This is a genomic window from Phenylobacterium sp. 58.2.17 (assembly GCF_026411515.1).
In the GTDB taxonomy this organism is placed as follows: Bacteria; Pseudomonadota; Alphaproteobacteria; order Caulobacterales; family Caulobacteraceae; genus Phenylobacterium.
Genome location: NZ_JAPMTQ010000037.1, coordinates 1 through 15,625, shown reverse-complemented (window position 1 = coordinate 15,625; position 15,625 = coordinate 1). Strand labels below are relative to the sequence as shown.

The 15,625-nt window shown below is 69.6% G+C and carries 14 protein-coding genes; 2 read left to right on the top strand and 12 right to left on the bottom strand.

From position 1 onward, the window contains the following. Nucleotides 1-18 precede the first annotated feature (18 nt). The 11 genes from OUA97_RS18225 to OUA97_RS18175 all read right to left on the bottom strand — a co-directional run bounded on the left by OUA97_RS18225 (nt 19) and on the right by OUA97_RS18175 (nt 11,284). Nucleotides 19-1,614 (bottom strand): Do family serine endopeptidase, encoded by a 1,596-nt coding sequence (locus OUA97_RS18225; RefSeq protein WP_267233456.1) that lies wholly within the window; start codon nt 1,612-1,614, stop codon nt 19-21. A gap of 160 nt (nt 1,615-1,774) precedes the next feature. Next, on the bottom strand, nt 1,775-2,212 hold the full coding sequence (locus tag OUA97_RS18220) for a cytochrome c-type biogenesis protein CcmH (RefSeq protein ID WP_267233455.1): 438 nt from the start codon (nt 2,210-2,212) through the stop codon (nt 1,775-1,777). Beyond that, nucleotides 2,209-4,185, bottom strand: coding sequence for a heme lyase CcmF/NrfE family subunit (locus OUA97_RS18215; protein WP_267233474.1), 1,977 nt, complete (start codon nt 4,183-4,185; stop codon nt 2,209-2,211). Before OUA97_RS18215 ends, OUA97_RS18220 begins: the two co-directional genes overlap by 4 nt. Further along, nucleotides 4,182-4,679 carry a cytochrome c maturation protein CcmE gene (gene ccmE, locus OUA97_RS18210; RefSeq protein ID WP_267233454.1) on the bottom strand — a complete coding sequence of 166 codons (498 nt, stop codon included), beginning with the start codon at nt 4,677-4,679 and terminating at the stop codon, nt 4,182-4,184. The genes OUA97_RS18215 and ccmE overlap by 4 nt, the downstream gene beginning before the upstream one ends. Then, nucleotides 4,676-5,752, bottom strand: coding sequence for a c-type cytochrome biogenesis protein CcmI (gene ccmI, locus OUA97_RS18205; RefSeq protein WP_267233453.1), 1,077 nt, complete (start codon nt 5,750-5,752; stop codon nt 4,676-4,678). Before ccmI ends, ccmE begins: the two co-directional genes overlap by 4 nt. A 60-nt stretch (nt 5,753-5,812) precedes the next feature. Beyond that, a complete protein-coding gene (locus tag OUA97_RS18200; protein WP_267233452.1) occupies nt 5,813-7,207 on the bottom strand; it encodes a hypothetical protein in 1,395 nt (464 codons plus the stop codon). A 91-nt stretch (nt 7,208-7,298) separates the two neighbouring features. Then, nucleotides 7,299-8,681, bottom strand: coding sequence for a sensor histidine kinase (locus tag OUA97_RS18195; protein WP_267233473.1), 1,383 nt, complete (start codon nt 8,679-8,681; stop codon nt 7,299-7,301). A gap of 2 nt (nt 8,682-8,683) precedes the next feature. After that, complete coding sequence (locus OUA97_RS18190; protein ID WP_267233451.1) at nt 8,684-9,376, bottom strand: response regulator transcription factor; 693 nt, start codon at nt 9,374-9,376, stop codon at nt 8,684-8,686. An 8-nt stretch (nt 9,377-9,384) separates the two neighbouring features. Further along, nucleotides 9,385-9,711, bottom strand: a complete 327-nt coding sequence (locus OUA97_RS18185) for a PepSY domain-containing protein (RefSeq protein ID WP_267233450.1) — start codon at nt 9,709-9,711, stop codon at nt 9,385-9,387. An 83-nt stretch (nt 9,712-9,794) separates the two neighbouring features. Beyond that, nucleotides 9,795-10,709, bottom strand: a complete 915-nt coding sequence (locus tag OUA97_RS18180) for a J domain-containing protein (RefSeq protein ID WP_267233449.1) — start codon at nt 10,707-10,709, stop codon at nt 9,795-9,797. 110 nt (nt 10,710-10,819) lie between these two features. Continuing rightward, nucleotides 10,820-11,284 (bottom strand): YcgN family cysteine cluster protein, encoded by a 465-nt coding sequence (locus tag OUA97_RS18175; RefSeq protein WP_267233448.1) that lies wholly within the window; start codon nt 11,282-11,284, stop codon nt 10,820-10,822. 47 nt (nt 11,285-11,331) lie between these two features. Here OUA97_RS18175 and OUA97_RS18170 point away from each other — a divergent pair, with 47 nt between their 5' ends. Both OUA97_RS18170 and OUA97_RS18165 read left to right on the top strand, forming a co-directional pair. Next, complete coding sequence (locus tag OUA97_RS18170) at nt 11,332-13,434, top strand: PBP1A family penicillin-binding protein (RefSeq protein ID WP_323690961.1); 2,103 nt, start codon at nt 11,332-11,334, stop codon at nt 13,432-13,434. Between the two features lie 30 nt (nt 13,435-13,464). Further along, on the top strand, nt 13,465-15,276 hold the full coding sequence (locus tag OUA97_RS18165) for an ABC-F family ATP-binding cassette domain-containing protein (protein WP_267233447.1): 1,812 nt from the start codon (nt 13,465-13,467) through the stop codon (nt 15,274-15,276). A gap of 12 nt (nt 15,277-15,288) precedes the next feature. Here OUA97_RS18165 and OUA97_RS18160 read toward each other — a convergent pair. After that, nucleotides 15,289-15,625: SPOR domain-containing protein (locus OUA97_RS18160; protein ID WP_267233446.1), on the bottom strand; the 337-nt coding region annotated here is incomplete at its 5' end.

Below are 15,625 nucleotides of genomic sequence, written 5' to 3'. Positions count from 1 at the left end.
CCCAGGATTGAACGCAGCCTAGCCGGAGATCTTCAGCGGCAGGAAGGACGTGCGACCGCCGCGATGCACCCCGACCAGGATGCTCTGACGACCGGCCTTCTTGGCGGTGGTGACCGCCGCCGAGAATTCCGCCGCCGTGGTCACCGGCTCGCCGTTCGCCTGAACGAGGATGTCGTCCTTGCGCAGGCCGCGCTGCGCGGCGTCCGACGACTGGTCGACGCCGGCGATCAGCAGGCCCTTGAAGCCCGGATCGAGGTTGAGGCGCCGCCGCGACGCCTCGTCGAGGGGCGCCAGGGCCAGACCGAGCACGACCGGACGCTGAGCCTGAGCGTCGGGCTTGTCGCCGACGCCGCGGTTCGCGCCGCCCTGCTGGTTGTCGTTGGCCGCCAGCTCGCGTTCGGTCGGACGCACGCCTGAGCGGATCTCGACGGCCTTGCGCTTGCCGGCGCGCAGCACGTCCAGCCGCAGCACGTCGCCGGGCTTGGCCTTGGCCACCTCGCGGGTCAGCTCGGACGAGGTCTTGACGTTGACGCCGTTCACCGAGGTGACGATGTCGCCCGACTGCAGGCCGCCGCGCTCGGACGGGCCGCCCGGGGTCACGTTGGCGACGATCGCGCCGCGCTGGGCGCCCAAGCCCTGGGCCTCGGCCATCTCTGCGGTGAAGTTCTGGATCGAGGCGCCGATGTAGCCGCGGGTGATCTTGCCGCCCGCGATCAGCTGCTTGGTGATCGAGTCGGCGACATCCGCGGGGATCGCGAAGCCGATGCCGACCGAACCGCCCGACGGCGAGAAGATCGCGGTGTTGACGCCGATCACCCGGCCATAGACGTCGAACGTCGGGCCGCCCGAGTTGCCCCGGTTGATGGGCGCGTCGATCTGGATGTAGTCGACGAAGGTCTCGCCGATGTCGCGCCCATAGGCCGAAATGATGCCGGCCGTCGCCGTGCCGCCGAGACCGAACGGGTTGCCGACCGTGATGACCCAGTCGCCGACGCGCGGCTTGCCGGCGTTTTCGAAGTTCACATACGGAAAGCCGTTGCCCTTGACCTTCAGGACGGCCAGGTCGGTGCCCTCGTCGCGACCGACGACGACGGCGTCGAGTTCGCGCTCGTCCTTGAGCACGACCTTGATCTCCTTGGCGTTCTCGACGACGTGGTTGTTGGTGACGATGTAGCCGTCGGACGAGATGAAGAAGCCCGAGCCGGACGACTGCTGGCTGGGCAGGCGCGGCTGGCCGCGCCCTTGGCCTTGCTGCCCCTGCTGGCCTTGCTGGCCCTCCTCGTCGTCACCGCCGCCCGGCCCCTGGCGCGGGACGATGTCGAAGGGGAAGTTCTCGAAACCCGGCACGCGGCGCAGGGCGGACGGGTCGACGTCGGAGGTGACGTTGATCGAGACCACCGCCGGCGAGACCTTTTCAAAGATGTCGGCGAAGGACAGCGGCGCGCCCGGCGGCGGGGCGAAGATCGGCGCGGTCGAGGTGCGCATCAGCAAGCCGCGGTCGACGCTGGACTCCGCTCGCGGCTGGTCGGCGAGATTGGCGCCGGCGAGGGCCGCCGTCGCGACGCCGACGCCCGCCAGGGCGCCGAGGAGATAGCCGGTCTTCTTCGAGGTCATAAGCCTTCAATTTCCCTGTGGGCGCCCAGTGTCAGATAGCACGGGCACGTCCCCGACAACCTATGTTCGATGCCAAAGAGCGCAATGTCTCTCAAGTTACGTTTAGGTCACGCTCGGCTCTTCATAGCGTTCAATGTTTGGCGCAATCTTGTCACGCGGCTCAATCGCGCGACAGGTCGTCCAGGCGCGCGGCTTCCTCAGGCGACAGCGCCTCGTCCGCCGGGCGGTTGCTCAGGGTGCGCATCAGCAGCCACAGGCCCAGCAGCAGCACCACCACCGGCGCGCCCCAGAGCGCGGCGTTGCCCAGTGAGAAGGCCGGCTTGAGCAGCACGAACTCGCCGTAGCGGTCGGTCAGGTGTTTGCGCACCTCGGCGTCGGTCTTGCCGGCCTTGACCTCCTCGCGCACCAGCCGGCGCAGGTCGGCGGCCAGTTCGGCGTTGGAATCGTCAATCGACTCGTTCTGGCAGACCAGACAGCGGACCTCGCGGAAGAGTTCGCGCGCGCGCGCCTCCTGCGCCGGATCGGGCAGCCGCTCGGCCGGGTCGGACGCCGCGGCGATGCAGAGCACCGCGCCCAGGATCGCCGCCAGCCGCTTCATGCGGCGACCGCCTCCTGCTTGCGGCCGGCCGCCAGGCGCAGCCGGCGATCGGACAACGAAACCACGCCGCCGAGCGCCATGATCGCCGGACCGATGAAGATCAGCAGCGCCCAGGGATTCCAATAGCCGCGCACCAGCCAGACCGGTTCGCCAGCGGCGTCACGCCGTTCACCGAGCACGACATAGAGGTGATCCAGACCGCGTGTGCAGATCGCCACCTCCGTCGTGGTCTGACCGCCGGCCGGATAGAAGCGGCGCTCGGGCTTGGGGGCGCAGATCTGAGTCTCGCCCTTGAAGGCCCGCAGCAGGCCCCGCTCGGCCTCGTAGTTCGGCCCCTCGACGCCACGGATGTCGTCGAGCACGAGGCTGTATTCGCCAAGGTTCAGCCGCCCGCCGATCGGCAGGGTCTCTGCGGCCTCAAGTTTCCATCCGGTCTCGAAGCAGGCGCCGAGCACGAACACCCCCAGGCCCAGGTGCGCCAGGGTCATGCCCCAGGCGCCGCGCGGCAGGCCGCCAAGCCGCCGCAAGGTCTCGGCCGCCGAAGCGCGGAACATCCGGGTACGCTCGGCCAGCTCGACCAGCGCCCCGATCACCAGCCAGGCGCCCATCGCCACGCCCGCGGCGGAGAACGCCTTGCGCGGGCTGATCAGGGCATAGGCGGCCAGGCCGCAGGCGAGCGCGATCAGCGCGGCCAGCCAGAGGCGCTGGACGACGCCGTTCAGGTCGCCGCGCTTCCAGGCCAGCAGCGGCCCGGCGGGAAGGATGATGGCCAGGGCCGCCATCAGCGGGGTGAAAGTCAGGTTGAAGAACGGGGGTCCGACCGAGATCGCCTCCCCGGTCGCCGCCTCGCGCATCAGCGGGTAGAGCGTGCCCAGCAGGACCGTGGCGGTCGCCGCCGCCAACAGGATGTTGTTGAGCACCAGCGCGCTTTCGCGGCTGACGGGGGCGAAGACCCCGCCGCGGGCGAACAGCGGCGCGCGCCATGCGAACAGCGCGAAGCCCGCGCCGGCGGTGACGCCCAGGATGGTCAGCAGCAGCACCCCGCGAGTCGGGTCGACCGCAAAGGCGTGTACCGAGGTCAGCACCCCCGAACGCACCAGGAAGGCTCCCAACATCGAGAAGGTGAAGGCCGCCAGCGCCAGGAACACGGTCCAGCCGGCCAGCGCGCCGCGCTTTTCGGTGACGATCGCCGAGTGCAGCAGGGCCGCGGCGATCAGCCAGGGCATGAAGCTGGCGTTCTCGACCGGGTCCCAGAACCACCAGCCGCCCCAGCCGAGTTCGTAGTAGGCCCAGAACGCGCCGAGCGTGATGCCCACGGTCAGGGCGCTCCACGCCGCCAGGGTCCAGGGCCGCACCCAGCGCGCCCAGGCCGCGTCGACGCGGCCTTCGATCAGGGCGGCGACCGCGAACGAGAACACCACCGACATGCCGACATAGCCGACGTAGAGCGCCGGCGGGTGGAAGGCGAGCGCCGGGTCCTGCAGCAGCGGATTGAGCGAGCGCCCTTCGACCGGCGCGTTGAGCATGCGGTTGAACGGGTTGGAGGCGAAGACCGTATAGGCCAGGAAGACAACGCCCAGCAGCCCCTGCACCGCGATGGTCAGGGTCTTCAAGCCCGCCGGCAGGTCGCGGCCATACAGCGCCACCGCCGCGCCGCAGCCGGTCAGCGCCAGACACCACAGCAGCATCGAGCCTTCGTGGCTGCCCCAGGTCCCGGCCACGCGGTAGAGCAGCGGCTTGGCGGTATGGGAATTGGCCGCGACGTTGGCGACCGAGAAGTCAGAGGTCACGAACGCGTACATCAACGCCGCGAAGGCGACGAGCAGCGCTACGAACGCGCCGATCGCCGCGCCCTGCGCCGCGCCAGCCATCACCGGCGAGCGCCGCCAGCGGGCGAGCCCCCCGACCAGCGCCTGAGCGACGGACAGCGCCAGGGCCAGCGCCAGCGAAAACGCCCCGATTTCGACGATCATCGCGCGGCCGGCCCCGCCGAATAGCTGGGCGCCGGCGCGCCTTCGCCGCGCCACTCGCCCTGCTCCTTGATGGCCTTGGCGACCTCGCGCGGCATGTACTTCTCGTCGTGCTTGGCCAGCACCTGCTTGGCCTTGAAGTCGCCATCGGCCTGGAACGCGCCGGTCGCGACAATGCCCTGACCTTCGCGGAACAGGTCCGGCAGGTCGCCGGCATAGCTGACCTTGGTCGAGGCCAGTTGGTCAGAGACCACAAACTCGACGCGGCCGTCCGGATGCTTGACGACGCTGCCCGGCTGCACCAGCCCACCGAGCTGGATCGAGCGGCCGACCGGCGGCTTGGCCTCGGCCGCCTGGGCCGGGGTGTAGAAGAACGAGATCGAATCCGAGAGGCCCCACAGGGTCAGCCCGACCGCAAGCGCCAGCACCGGCGCGATGGCGGCCACCAGATAGAGGCGCCTACGCGCCTTCGGGGATTTGGGCAGCCAGCCGCTCATCGCATCGGTTCCGTCTTCGCCGCCAGGTCCAGAGCCTTGAGAACATCGGCCTTGCCGGCGTAACGCGCCTTGGCTTCCGTCAAAGTCGCATCGCGCTTGGCCGTGTCGCCGAGCACCGCGTAAGAGCGAACCAAGCGCACCCAGCCCTCAGGGTCGTCAGGCTCGGCCTCGAGCTTGGCGGCAAGGCTGGCGACCATGCCCTCCACGGCCGCCATCTGGGCGTTGTCGAACTTCGGCGCCGGCGCACCCTCGGCCTCGGCGATGACCTGTTGCACGGCCGCGCGGCGCGGATCGGTCGCCGGCAGCTCCGCCGCGAGCGCGCGCCAGGCCGCCAGACCCTCGGCCCGCTGGCCTGCGGCGACCTGAGCCCGGGCCAGGTGGAAACGGGCGCTGACCGACTTCGGATCGCGCTTCACCGCCTCCTGGAAGGCGCGCTGCGCCTGGGGCGTGACCTCGCCCTCCGCCTGGACGACCAGCACTTCGCCCAACCCTTCCCAAAGATCTGCGCGGCCCGGGGCTAGCTCGATCGCACGCCGCAGCGCGCGCGCTGCGGCATCGGGATTGTCGGACGCCATCTCGGCCTGAGCAAGGAACCCATAGGCCTCGGGGTCGCCCCCGCGCTCGGCGATCAGCGACTTCAGCACCACCGCCATTTCCGGCGGCGTCAGGGCGGACGGATCAGCGCCGCGCCAGGCCGCAACCCGCGCCTTGAACGGCTGGTCAGCCATTCCCGGCGAGCCGACTGCGAAGTAGAGGCCCAGCGCCAGCAGCGGCGTCAGGGCTGCAAACGCCAGCACCGCCTTGCGTTGCGAGAGATCGACCGTCCAGGGCGAGGCTTTGGCGTCGGAAGCGCCAAGCAGGCGGCGGGCGGCCTCCGCATGAGCGATGGCCCGCTCGGAAGCGGGAATGAGGCCACGCTCGGCCAGATCGTCGATTTCGCGCAGCTGGCGGCGGTAAACCGCCGCGGTCGGATCATCGGCGCCGGCGAGCGCCGCCGCGCGGGCCGACTTCCAGAGAACGAGACCAGCGCAGAGCGCAGAAAGCACGCCCGCAACCACCCAGAACGCGATCATGGCGCGGCTTTAGCCGAAAGACCGCGCCAGTTCCACAGGTCCGATGGGCGCAGGCCCAGTTTACAGGGGCCGGGCCGGATCCTCCCAGGCCGGTCGCGGCGCCGTGACCGCGCCGAACGCGCTGGCGGCGCGACGCCGAACAATCTCGCGGGCGCGCGGTTCGTGGATCAGGCCGGCGAACTCGGCGGCGACCTGCAGCCGCAGAGCCGCGACCTCGCGGTCCGCCGCCTCCCCGTCGCGGACGCGGGCCAGCACGTCCTCGACATATTGATCGAGCGCCTCCCCGGCCGCCTCCATCACCTTGGCCCGCGTGGAGGCGAAGCCGCCATAGTTGGCGCTGGCGCGGATTCCCTCGGCGAAGCTGAGCAGGCTGCGGCAACGCTCCACGTGGCCTTGATCCGGGGGCGAGGTCAGCTCCGGTTCCGTGACCAGGGCCCGCGCCACCCGTACCTTCTGGCTCGGCAAGGCCGCCGCCTGCAACCGCGACAGCTCGCGCAGGCGCTTCTCGACCACCCCAGCCAAGGATTGCTTCTGCTTCTGGATTCGAGCGCCCCAGCCGCCCTCACGCGCCAGGTCGATGGCGTTTTCCAGCTCGGTGACCTGCAGGGTAAGGGTCTCGACCGTGGCGGCCGCGGCCTCGCCGGTCGGCGCGCCCCCGTTCAGGTCGAAGGCGTCCACGAGCTTCAAGTTGGCGTCGACCGAGTCCATAAGCCGGGTGGCGAACGCAGCCAGCTCCGATCCGGACAGGTAGCTTTCGGTCGGATGGTCCATGACCGCCGAGACAATCCGCAGGATGGTCCACGGCTCGGCGAGTTGGGCGCCCAGCATCTCAAAGAACCGCGGCCCGGCGTCGTCGCCGGCGCGGCAGGCGTCGCGATAGGCCAGCCGCGCGGCCGCGGCCCGTTCCTGCGTGGTGCGGCTGATCCACTCGGGCAGCTTCTCGGTCGCTCTGCGCACCACCGGCGACATCGCCAGGCAGCTCCGCAGCGTCGCCGCGCCGCCCGCCTGGTCCGCTTCCACAACGTCCAGGGCTGCGATGATGTCGCGCTGGCGGCGCGCGTCGATCTCCTCGACCAGCCGCGCGGTCAGCCGATCGAACGCCTCGTTCGAGGTCACGCCGGGTTCGAAGTCGGCCATGACCAGGGCCGCGCTCGCGACATCCTCGGCGGCGACGTCGCGCAGGCCGCGCCAAAGCAGCGGCAGGGCGCGCGGCGGGAACGCCAGGCGGTCGGGATCGCCGCGCCTATCGACGAACAGCGGCGCGATCGGCTGCAGCGCCTTGTTGCGCAAGGTCCGCTCGGCCACCTCGGCCTCGACCACCCGGCGCACCCCGGCCAGGGCGGTGTCGCCGTCAGCCGCCGCCAGCGCGTTACGCAGGCCGCTGACCACCTTGTCGGGCGCGCCGGCCACGAGGGTGCGGACAATGTCGATCTTGGCGTCGGGCAGGCCGGCCATTTTGCAAAGTCGCTCCACTGCGGGCGCGCGTCTCCCGCATGTCGTGAACATCGCGCGGCCGAGTTAAGGCTTTACGAAATGTCCTGCAAAATCAGGCCTCAGCGCGCGGCAGATCGAGCTCGACCAGAAGACCGCCCAGCCGCGCCTCGCCCAGCTTCAGCGAACCGCCATAGGCTCGGGCCAGTTCATCGACGATCGACAGGCCAAGCCCCGAGCCCGGCGCGCTTTCGTCCAGCCGCTCGCCGCGCCGCACGACCGCCTCGCGCTGTTGCGGGGTCAACCCCTCGCCGTCGTCTTCGACCGTCAGGCGCAGGCGCTCGCCTGGCGCAGCGGCGGCGCGGACGCGGACCCGCCCCTTGCACCACTTGCCAGCGTTCTCCATTGCGTTGCCGGCCAGTTCCAGCAGGTCCTGGCGTTCGCCGAGGAAGTACAGGTCGTCGTCGGCGTCCCAGTCGATCTCAACGCCCTTGTCCATGAAGATGCGCTCCAGGGTCCGCGACAGCTCGTCGAGCACGTCGGCCACCGAGGTACGCTCGCCCGAACCCTGGGTGCGGGCCGCGGCCCGGGCCCGGCGCAGGTGGTGGTCGACCTGCATGCGCATGGCCTCGGCCTGGCTTTCGACCACGTCGGCCAACGGCCCGCCGGTCTGGCGCGCCTCGGTCAGCATTACCGACAGCGGCGTCTTCAGCGCATGGGCGAGGTTGCCGACATGGGTCCGCTGGCGCTCGACGACCTCCTGGTTGTGTGCCATCAGGGCGTTGAGCTCGTCGGCCAGCGGCGACAGTTCGCTCGGATAGGCGCGCTGCACGCGTTCGGCCTTGCCGCGGCGCACCGAAGCCACCTCGCGGCGCAGGGCGAATAGCGGGTTGAGGCCGACCCGGACCTGAATGACCACCGCGGCGATCATGCCGACCGCCAGCAAAGCGAAGGCGATGGCGGTGGCGGTGACGAAGCCGCGCACGTCGCGGTCGACGGGGCTGCGGTCCTCGGCGGCCATGAACACCACCGGCGCGGCGCGTCCCGGCAACTTGGCCTGGGTCGCCATCGCCCGCAGCGGCTCGTTGAGCGGGCCGAAGGTGTCATACGAGATCGGCTGGCCGGGCTCGGCGTCGAGGCGGCCGACGATGTCGGGCGGAGACTTCAGTTCGCTGTCCCAGAGCGAGCGCGAGCGCACCAACACCCGCAGCTTGCCGCCCTCGCCCGGCTCGGCGATCTGCCAGTACTTGCCGGAGAACGCGCGCAACGCGCGCAGGTCGGTCAGGGCCGGCGCGACCACCTCGCCCTTCTCGGCGATGGTCGTGCCGGCGGTCAGGTTGTCGATCAGTTCGGAAAGTCCCTGGTCGAACCGGCGCAGCGCCGCCTGCTGGAACAGCAGGGCCAGCACCAGCGCACAGACCACCAGGACGGCCAAGCTCCAGCCCGCGGCCAGGATCACCAGCCTCCGGACGAGCGAAGGCTGGCCGAGGGTCGGCATGGTCACGAGCCGGCCGCCCCGCCCCCCAGTTCCTCGGCCGGAGCGGTCAACCGGTAGCCGAGGCCGCGGACGGTCTCGATCCGGTCGGCGCCGATCTTCTTGCGCAGCCGGCCGATGAACACCTCGATGGTGTTGGAATCGCGGTCGAAGTCCTGATCATAGAGGTGCTCGACCAGTTCGGTCCGGCTGATGACCCGCCCCTGGTGCATCATCAGATAATGCAGCAGGCGGTATTCCAGCGAGGTCAACCGCAGCGGCTCGCCGTTGACGCTGGCCCGGGCCGCACGCGGATCGAGGCGCAGGCCGCCCAGCGACAGGCTCGGCGCTGCATGGCCGGCCGACCGGCGCAGCAGGGCGCGCAGGCGGGCCAGCAGTTCCTCGGTGTGAAACGGCTTAGTCAGATAGTCGTCGGCCCCGGCGTCGAAGCCGGCGACCTTTTCGCTCCAGGCCCCGCGGGCGGTCAGGATCAACACCGGCACGGCCATGCTCTCGCGCCGCCAGCGCTCCAGCACCGAGACCCCGTCTACCTTGGGCAAACCCAGGTCCAGGATCACCGCGTCATAGGGTTCGGTCTCGCCCAGGAACTGGGCCTCTTCGCCGTCTGGGGCATGGTCCACCGCATAGCCGGCGTCGCCGAGCGCCGCCTTGAGCTGGCGCGACAGGTCCGGATCGTCCTCGACCAGTAGAATACGCATGGAACTCCTCAGCCGCCCTGGCGCGAGATGATCTGGCCGCTCTGGGCGTCGACCACGAAGATGATCACGCGGCCGTCGTTGGTCTGCCACTGCACGAAGTAGGCGGGACGCCCACCCGCATCGCCCTGGGTCGTGTTGAGCTGACGGCCCGGCGTGCGCTCGGCGATATTGGCGATCACCTGCGACAACGGCACCTGGCGCCCCCCACGCACAGCGTCGCGGGCCGCATCCTGATCGTGCCGCCCCCCGTAAGATGGACGGCCATAGTCAGGGTACGGCTGGGCGACCGCAGGCGCGGCCGCCAGCATCGCGGCGATGACAAGGAGGCGTTTCATGAACCGCAGCATTAGATCCAGATCACTGAACCGAGCCTGAATACGGAAGTTATGAAGGCCTGCCCCGACGCTGTCACGGGCGGCTACTTCTTCCTCGGCGTGTACGGACGCTCCTTGCGCCAACGTTCGGCGAAGCCTTCCAACTCGGGGTCGGGCTTGTCCGGCAGCATCAGCACGATCCGCGCCAACAGATCGCCGCGCTTGCCGCGGCTGTCCGACAGTCCTTTGCCCTTCAGCCGCAACGACTGGCCGCTGTTGGCGCCCTTGGGGATGGTCAGCGTCACCGCGCCGTCAGGCGTGCGCGCCTCGACCTTCCCGCCGAGCACCGCGTCGGGGATCGACACCGGCAGATCCATCACCAATGCCTCGCCCTCGCGGCGGAAAATCGGGTGCGGCCGCATGACCAGTTCGATGAAAGCGTCGCCGGGCCCGCCACGTCCAGGTGATCCCTGTCCCTTCAGGCGCAGGGTCTGGCCTTCCTCGGCGCCCTTCGGAATGGTGACGTCGATCGTCCGGCCGTCCGAAAAGGCGATGCGCTTCTTGGCGCCGTGGATCGCCTCCTCCAGATCGATCTCCAGTTTGGCGCGCACATCCGAGCCGCGCTGCGAAAAGCCGCCGAAGCCGCCACCGCCGCCGCGCCGCCCGAGAATCTCGCTGAACAGGTCGCCGAGGTCGCCGCCTTCCATGGTCTCGGAGTAACGCCCCTGCCCGCCCCACGGGCCTCCCTGCTGGCCGAACGGACCGCCGCCGCCGCCGAAACCGCGCATGGTTTCGCGGCCGTCGGCGTCGATCTCGCCAGCGTCGAACTTCTTGCGCTTCTCGGCGTCGCCAAGGATGTCGAAGGCCGCGCTGACCTGCTTGAAGCGCTCCTCGGCGGCCTTGTCGCCCGGATTGGTGTCAGGGTGGTGCTGCTTGGCGAGCTTGCGGAACGCCTTGCGGATCTCGTCAGCGCTCGCGCTGCGTGAGACGCCCAGCTCCTGATAGGGGTCGCGCGCCAAAGAAAGGACCTCTCAAAACCTTCGGGGGGAACTACGGGTCACTCAATTAGGCCGTTTGGCGGACGGCGCAAGCCTCATTGTGACATATTTACCACAATCAGCCCGGCGCCCTAGTCGCGGCCGCGCTCTTCCAGAAGATCCCAGGCCGCATACTGGATCGCGTCCTCCGGATCGTCCAACTCCACTTCACTGATGGTCTCGCCGCGGATCGAGACCCCGGCCTTGTGAACGCTTTCAGGGTCGCCCGAGATCAACGGATGCCAATCGGCCAGGCCGCGGCCCTCGTTGATGCGGCGATAGGCGCAGCTGAGCGGCATCCACTGCAGGGCGTCGATGTTCTGCGGCGTCAGCTTGATGCAGTCAGGGACGTGCTTCTTGCGCTCCGGGTAGTTCGTGCACGTGCAGCGCTCGGAATCGAACAGCTTGCAGTGCACGCGGGTCGGAAAGATCTCGCCGCTGTCCTCGTCCTCGAAACGCACCAGGCAGCAGAGCCCGCAGCCGTCGCACAGGCTCTCCCACTCGCGCACCGTCATCTGCTCGAGCGACTTCGTTTCCCAGAAAGGCCTCGAAGGCATGCTACAGGCGTCCTACACAATCCACGTCCAGCCGCCCCAGATTACCCGTGACCGACGACAACAACGACTCCCACGGCGCCAAATCGCCTTTCGGCCAGCGCCGGGAGCCTCCCGAGGCTGACCTGACCGGTTCGCCGACCAAAGGCAAGCGCGGCAGGCGGTCGCGACTGTGGGCGGTGCTCAAATGGACCGGCGTCGCCATGCTGGTGCTGCTCGCAGCCGGGCTCGTCGCCGCCGGCATGGCCTGGAACCACGTCAACAAGACCTACCTCCAGGATCTACCGCAGGTCCCGACCCGCCAGGAGCTCTATGCCTCCACCCGCGCCCCGGCGATCAAGTTCTACGACATGAACGGCCAGTTCATCGCCTCGCGCGGGCCGCAGTACGGCGAGAACATACGACTTGCCGCCCTGCCCGACTATGTCCCCAAGGCGTTCCTGGCGGCCGAGGATCGGCGCTTCTACCAGCATGGCGCGGTCGATCCGTGGGCGATCGCGCGCGCCGCCCGCGCCAATCAGAAGGCCGGCCGCGTCGTCGAGGGCGGCTCGACCATCACCCAGCAGCTCGCCAAGGGGATGTTCCTCAGTCCCGACCAGAACCTCAAGCGCAAGATCCAGGAGGCGGCGCTCGCCTACAAGCTCGAGCAGATTCTGAGCAAGGACGAGGTGCTGGAGCTCTACCTTGACCGCATCTATTTCGGCGCCAACACCTTCGGGCTGGACGGCGCCTCGCGCACCTATTTCGGCAAGCCGGCCACCCAGCTGAACCTCTCGGAAGCCGCGCTGCTGGCCGCGCTGCCCAAGGCGCCGTCGAGGATGGCGCTTCACCGCAACATGGACAAGGCGCTGCAACGCCAGCGCCTTGTGCTGGAACGGATGCGCGGCGAGAACTGGATCAGCGACGCCGAGATGCGCGCCGCCCTCGCCGCCCCGCCCAGGCTGGCGGCCACCGCCTTGGCCAATGAAGGCGACAACGGCTACCTCATCGACTACGCCCAGGCTGAGGTGCTGCGGATGGTCGGCCAGAACTCGCCGGACCTCAACGTCACCCTGACCATCGACCCGCGTCTGCAATCGGCCGGCGCCCAGGTGCTGCGGCGGATCATCGAGGTCGACGGCAAGGCCAGCGGCGCCAGCCAGGGCGCGATGATCGCCCTGGATTCGACCGGCGCCATCCGCACCATGGTCGGCGGCGTCGACTACACCAAGAGCGTCTTCAACCGCGCCGTCCAGGCCAGGCGCCAACCTGGTTCCAGCTTCAAGCCGTTCATCTATGCGGCGGCGCTGGAAAAGGGCGTGCTGCCTACCGACACCCGCGTCGACGAGCCCGTGAAGATCGGCGACTGGGAGCCCAAGAACTACGGCGGCAAGTACGCCGGCACGGTGACCGTCGAGGCCGCCCTGGCCCGCTCGCTCAACACCGTGGCGGTCAAGCTGGGCGAGGAAGTCGGACCGGCGGCGATCGCCAACCTGGCCGGACGCTTCGGCATCACCACCCTGCCGCCGAGCCCGAACCTCTCGGTGTCGCTGGGCGCGTATGAGGTCCCGCTGATCGAGATGACCTCGGCCTACCAGGTGTTCCAGCAGGCCGGAAACCGGCTGCGGCCCTACATCGTCGCGCAGATCCAGACCACCGACGGCCAGGTGATCTACACCCATCAAACCTCGTCTCCCGTGCCGGCCTACGACATCCATTGGGCCAGCATGATGGTGAAGATGATGCAGAAGGTGGTGACCGGCGGCACCGGCACGCGGGCCAACTTCGGGCGGCCGGCGGCAGGCAAAACCGGCACCAGCCAGAACTTCCGCGACGCCTGGTTCATCGGCTTCACGCCCGACTACGTCGCCGGGGTCTGGGTCGGCAACGACGACGACAAGCCCATGAACCAGGTGACCGGCGGCCAGGTCGCCGCGGCCATCTGGAAGGATTACATGGTCACGGCTCACATGAACCTGCCGAGCCGTGAGTTCGAGTGGCTGCTGCCGGACCCGGAGCCGGTCTACGAAGACGACCCGCGCAACGGCTTCTACGAGGGCCTGGCCTACGACTTCGAGACCACCGAGCACGACGCCGCGCCGCTGCCGGAGCTCTTCTCGCAGCCGCCGGTCCCCGACGTCGTGGGGCCGGACGCCGAGCCTGCGCCGAACTGAGGGGTCGCCTCGGCGCGCGGCTCCCTATATGTGCAGGCGCCCATGAAGCCCCCTGTTCTCGCCCTCAAGGACGTCCGCCTCGCCGACGGTCCCAAGATGCTGTTCGACGGCGTCGACCTGGCCGTCGAGCCGCGCTCGCGCGCCTGCCTGGTCGGCCGCAACGGCGCGGGCAAGTCCACCCTGCTGAAGATTCTGGCCGGCCAGATCGCCGCCGACGAGGGCGAGCGCACGGTCCAGCCCTCGATCCGCATCGCCTACGTTCCCCAGGAGCCTGACATCGCCGGCGAGACCCTGTTGGACTATGTGGTCGCCGGCGGAGCCGAGCCGCACCGGGGCGAAGCGGCGCTGGAGCTGTTCGGCATCGACCCGGCCAAGCCCGCCAAGGGTCTTTCGGGCGGCGAAATCCGCCGCACGGCCCTGGCCCGCGCCTTCGCCGAGGAGCCGGACGTCATCCTGCTGGACGAGCCGACCAACCACCTCGACATCCTGGCCATCGAAACGCTGGAGGCCGAGCTCGCGAACTCCCGTGCGGCGCTGGTCATCGTCAGCCACGACCGGGCCTTCCTGGAGCGGGTGACCAACCGCTGCTTCTGGCTGGAGCATCGCAAGGTGCGTCGCCTGGAGAAGGGCTTCGCCGCCTTCGACGAGTGGGTGGAGCGCATCCTGGCCGCCGAGGCCGAGGAGGGCCGCCGCCTCGATAAGCAGCTGGAGAAGGAAGAATACTGGCTGCGCCGCGGCGTCACCGGCCGCCGCGCCCGCAACGAGGGCCGCCGCCGGGCGCTGATGGAGCTGCGCAAGACCAAGGTCGAGCGCATGCGCGAGGTGCGCGGCGAGCTGTCTATGGGTCTGGCGTCATCCGGCCTCTCGGGCCAACGCGTGGCTGAGGTCAAGAACATCGCCAAGGCGTTCGGCGACCGCACCCTGGTCAAGGACTTCTCGACCCGGATCCTGCGCGGCGACCGCGTCGCCATCGTCGGGCCGAATGGCGCGGGTAAGACCACCCTGGTCAAACTGCTGCTGGGCGAACTGCCGCCCGACAGCGGTTCGGTGAACCTCGGGGTGAACCTGGAGATCGCCTATATCGACCAGGGCCGCGTGGACCTGAAGCCCGAGATGACCCTCCGCGACGTCCTGACTCCGCTCGGCGGCGACCAGGTCATGGTCCGTGGCCAGCCCAAGCACGTGGCCGCCTACGCCAAGGAATTCCTGTTCACGGACAACCAGTTGCGCCAGCCGGTTCGCAGCCTGTCGGGGGGCGAGCGCAACCGCCTGCTGCTGGCCCGCGCCCTGGCCACGCCGGCCAACCTGCTGGTGCTCGACGAGCCGACCAACGATCTCGACATGGACACGCTCGACCTGCTCGAGGACCTGCTGGCCGACTATGAAGGCACGCTGATCCTGGTCAGCCACGACCGCGACTTCGTCGACCGCCTCGCCACCTCGACCATCGCCCTGGACGGTCACGGCCGGGTCGTTGAGACGCCCGGCGGCTGGCAGGACTTCCTCTCGCAGAACCCGGGCTTCTTCAAATCCGTCGCGGACGGCGCGGCCCCGGCCCCCGCTGCGCCGAAGCCGGCCGCGACGCGGGCCGAGCCGCCCAAGCCGAGCAAGCTGTCCTACAAGGACCAACGCCGCCTGCAGGAGCTGGATGCGGCCATCGCCGCCCTGCCCGGCAAGATCGCCAAGCTCGAAACCGACATGGCCGATCCGAGCCTCTACACGCGCGATCCCTCCGGCTTCGCCAAGCTCAGCGCCGCGCTCGAAGCTGCGCGGCAGGAGCTCGCCGCGTCCGAAGAGGAATGGCTGGAACTGGAAGAGCGCCGTGAGGCCCTCGCCCGCTAGCGGGTTCGGCGGCTAGCGCACGAAGCAGTCGCCCTTCAGGCCGTCGCAGAACGCCTGGGCCTCGGCCCGGGTCTGGAAGCCGATCACCAGAGCGCGGTGAAAAGTCTTGCCGTCGACCACGACGCTGCGCACGGCGCTGGAGAGCGGCGGCGTCACCTTGCGCTTGATCTTGGCCAGGGCCTCGCGGGCCAGCGGCTCGCTGGAGGCCGCGGCGATCTGCACGGCGACCTTGCCGGCTGTCTTCGGCTTAGCGGCCAGGACCGGCTTGGCGGTCGCCTCGCGCACGGCCGCGGGGGCCAGAGGCCGCAGGGCCAGGGCCGGGCGCGACGCAGCTTCGACCGACGGCGCG

Bases quoted from the DNA above. Each gene is read 5' to 3' on its own strand.
- OUA97_RS18225 (WP_267233456.1), bottom strand. From the start codon at position 1,614: ATGACCTCGAAGAAGACCGGCTATCTCCTCGGCGCCCTGGCGGGCGTC.
- OUA97_RS18220 (WP_267233455.1), bottom strand. From the start codon at position 2,212: ATGAAGCGGCTGGCGGCGATCCTGGGCGCGGTGCTCTGCATCGCCGCG.
- OUA97_RS18215 (WP_267233474.1), bottom strand. From the start codon at position 4,185: ATGATCGTCGAAATCGGGGCGTTTTCGCTGGCGCTGGCCCTGGCGCTG.
- ccmE (WP_267233454.1), bottom strand. From the start codon at position 4,679: ATGAGCGGCTGGCTGCCCAAATCCCCGAAGGCGCGTAGGCGCCTCTAT.
- ccmI (WP_267233453.1), bottom strand. From the start codon at position 5,752: ATGATCGCGTTCTGGGTGGTTGCGGGCGTGCTTTCTGCGCTCTGCGCT.
- OUA97_RS18200 (WP_267233452.1), bottom strand. From the start codon at position 7,207: ATGGCCGGCCTGCCCGACGCCAAGATCGACATTGTCCGCACCCTCGTG.
- OUA97_RS18195 (WP_267233473.1), bottom strand. From the start codon at position 8,681: ATGCCGACCCTCGGCCAGCCTTCGCTCGTCCGGAGGCTGGTGATCCTG.
- OUA97_RS18190 (WP_267233451.1), bottom strand. From the start codon at position 9,376: ATGCGTATTCTACTGGTCGAGGACGATCCGGACCTGTCGCGCCAGCTC.
- OUA97_RS18185 (WP_267233450.1), bottom strand. From the start codon at position 9,711: ATGAAACGCCTCCTTGTCATCGCCGCGATGCTGGCGGCCGCGCCTGCG.
- OUA97_RS18175 (WP_267233448.1), bottom strand. From the start codon at position 11,284: ATGCCTTCGAGGCCTTTCTGGGAAACGAAGTCGCTCGAGCAGATGACG.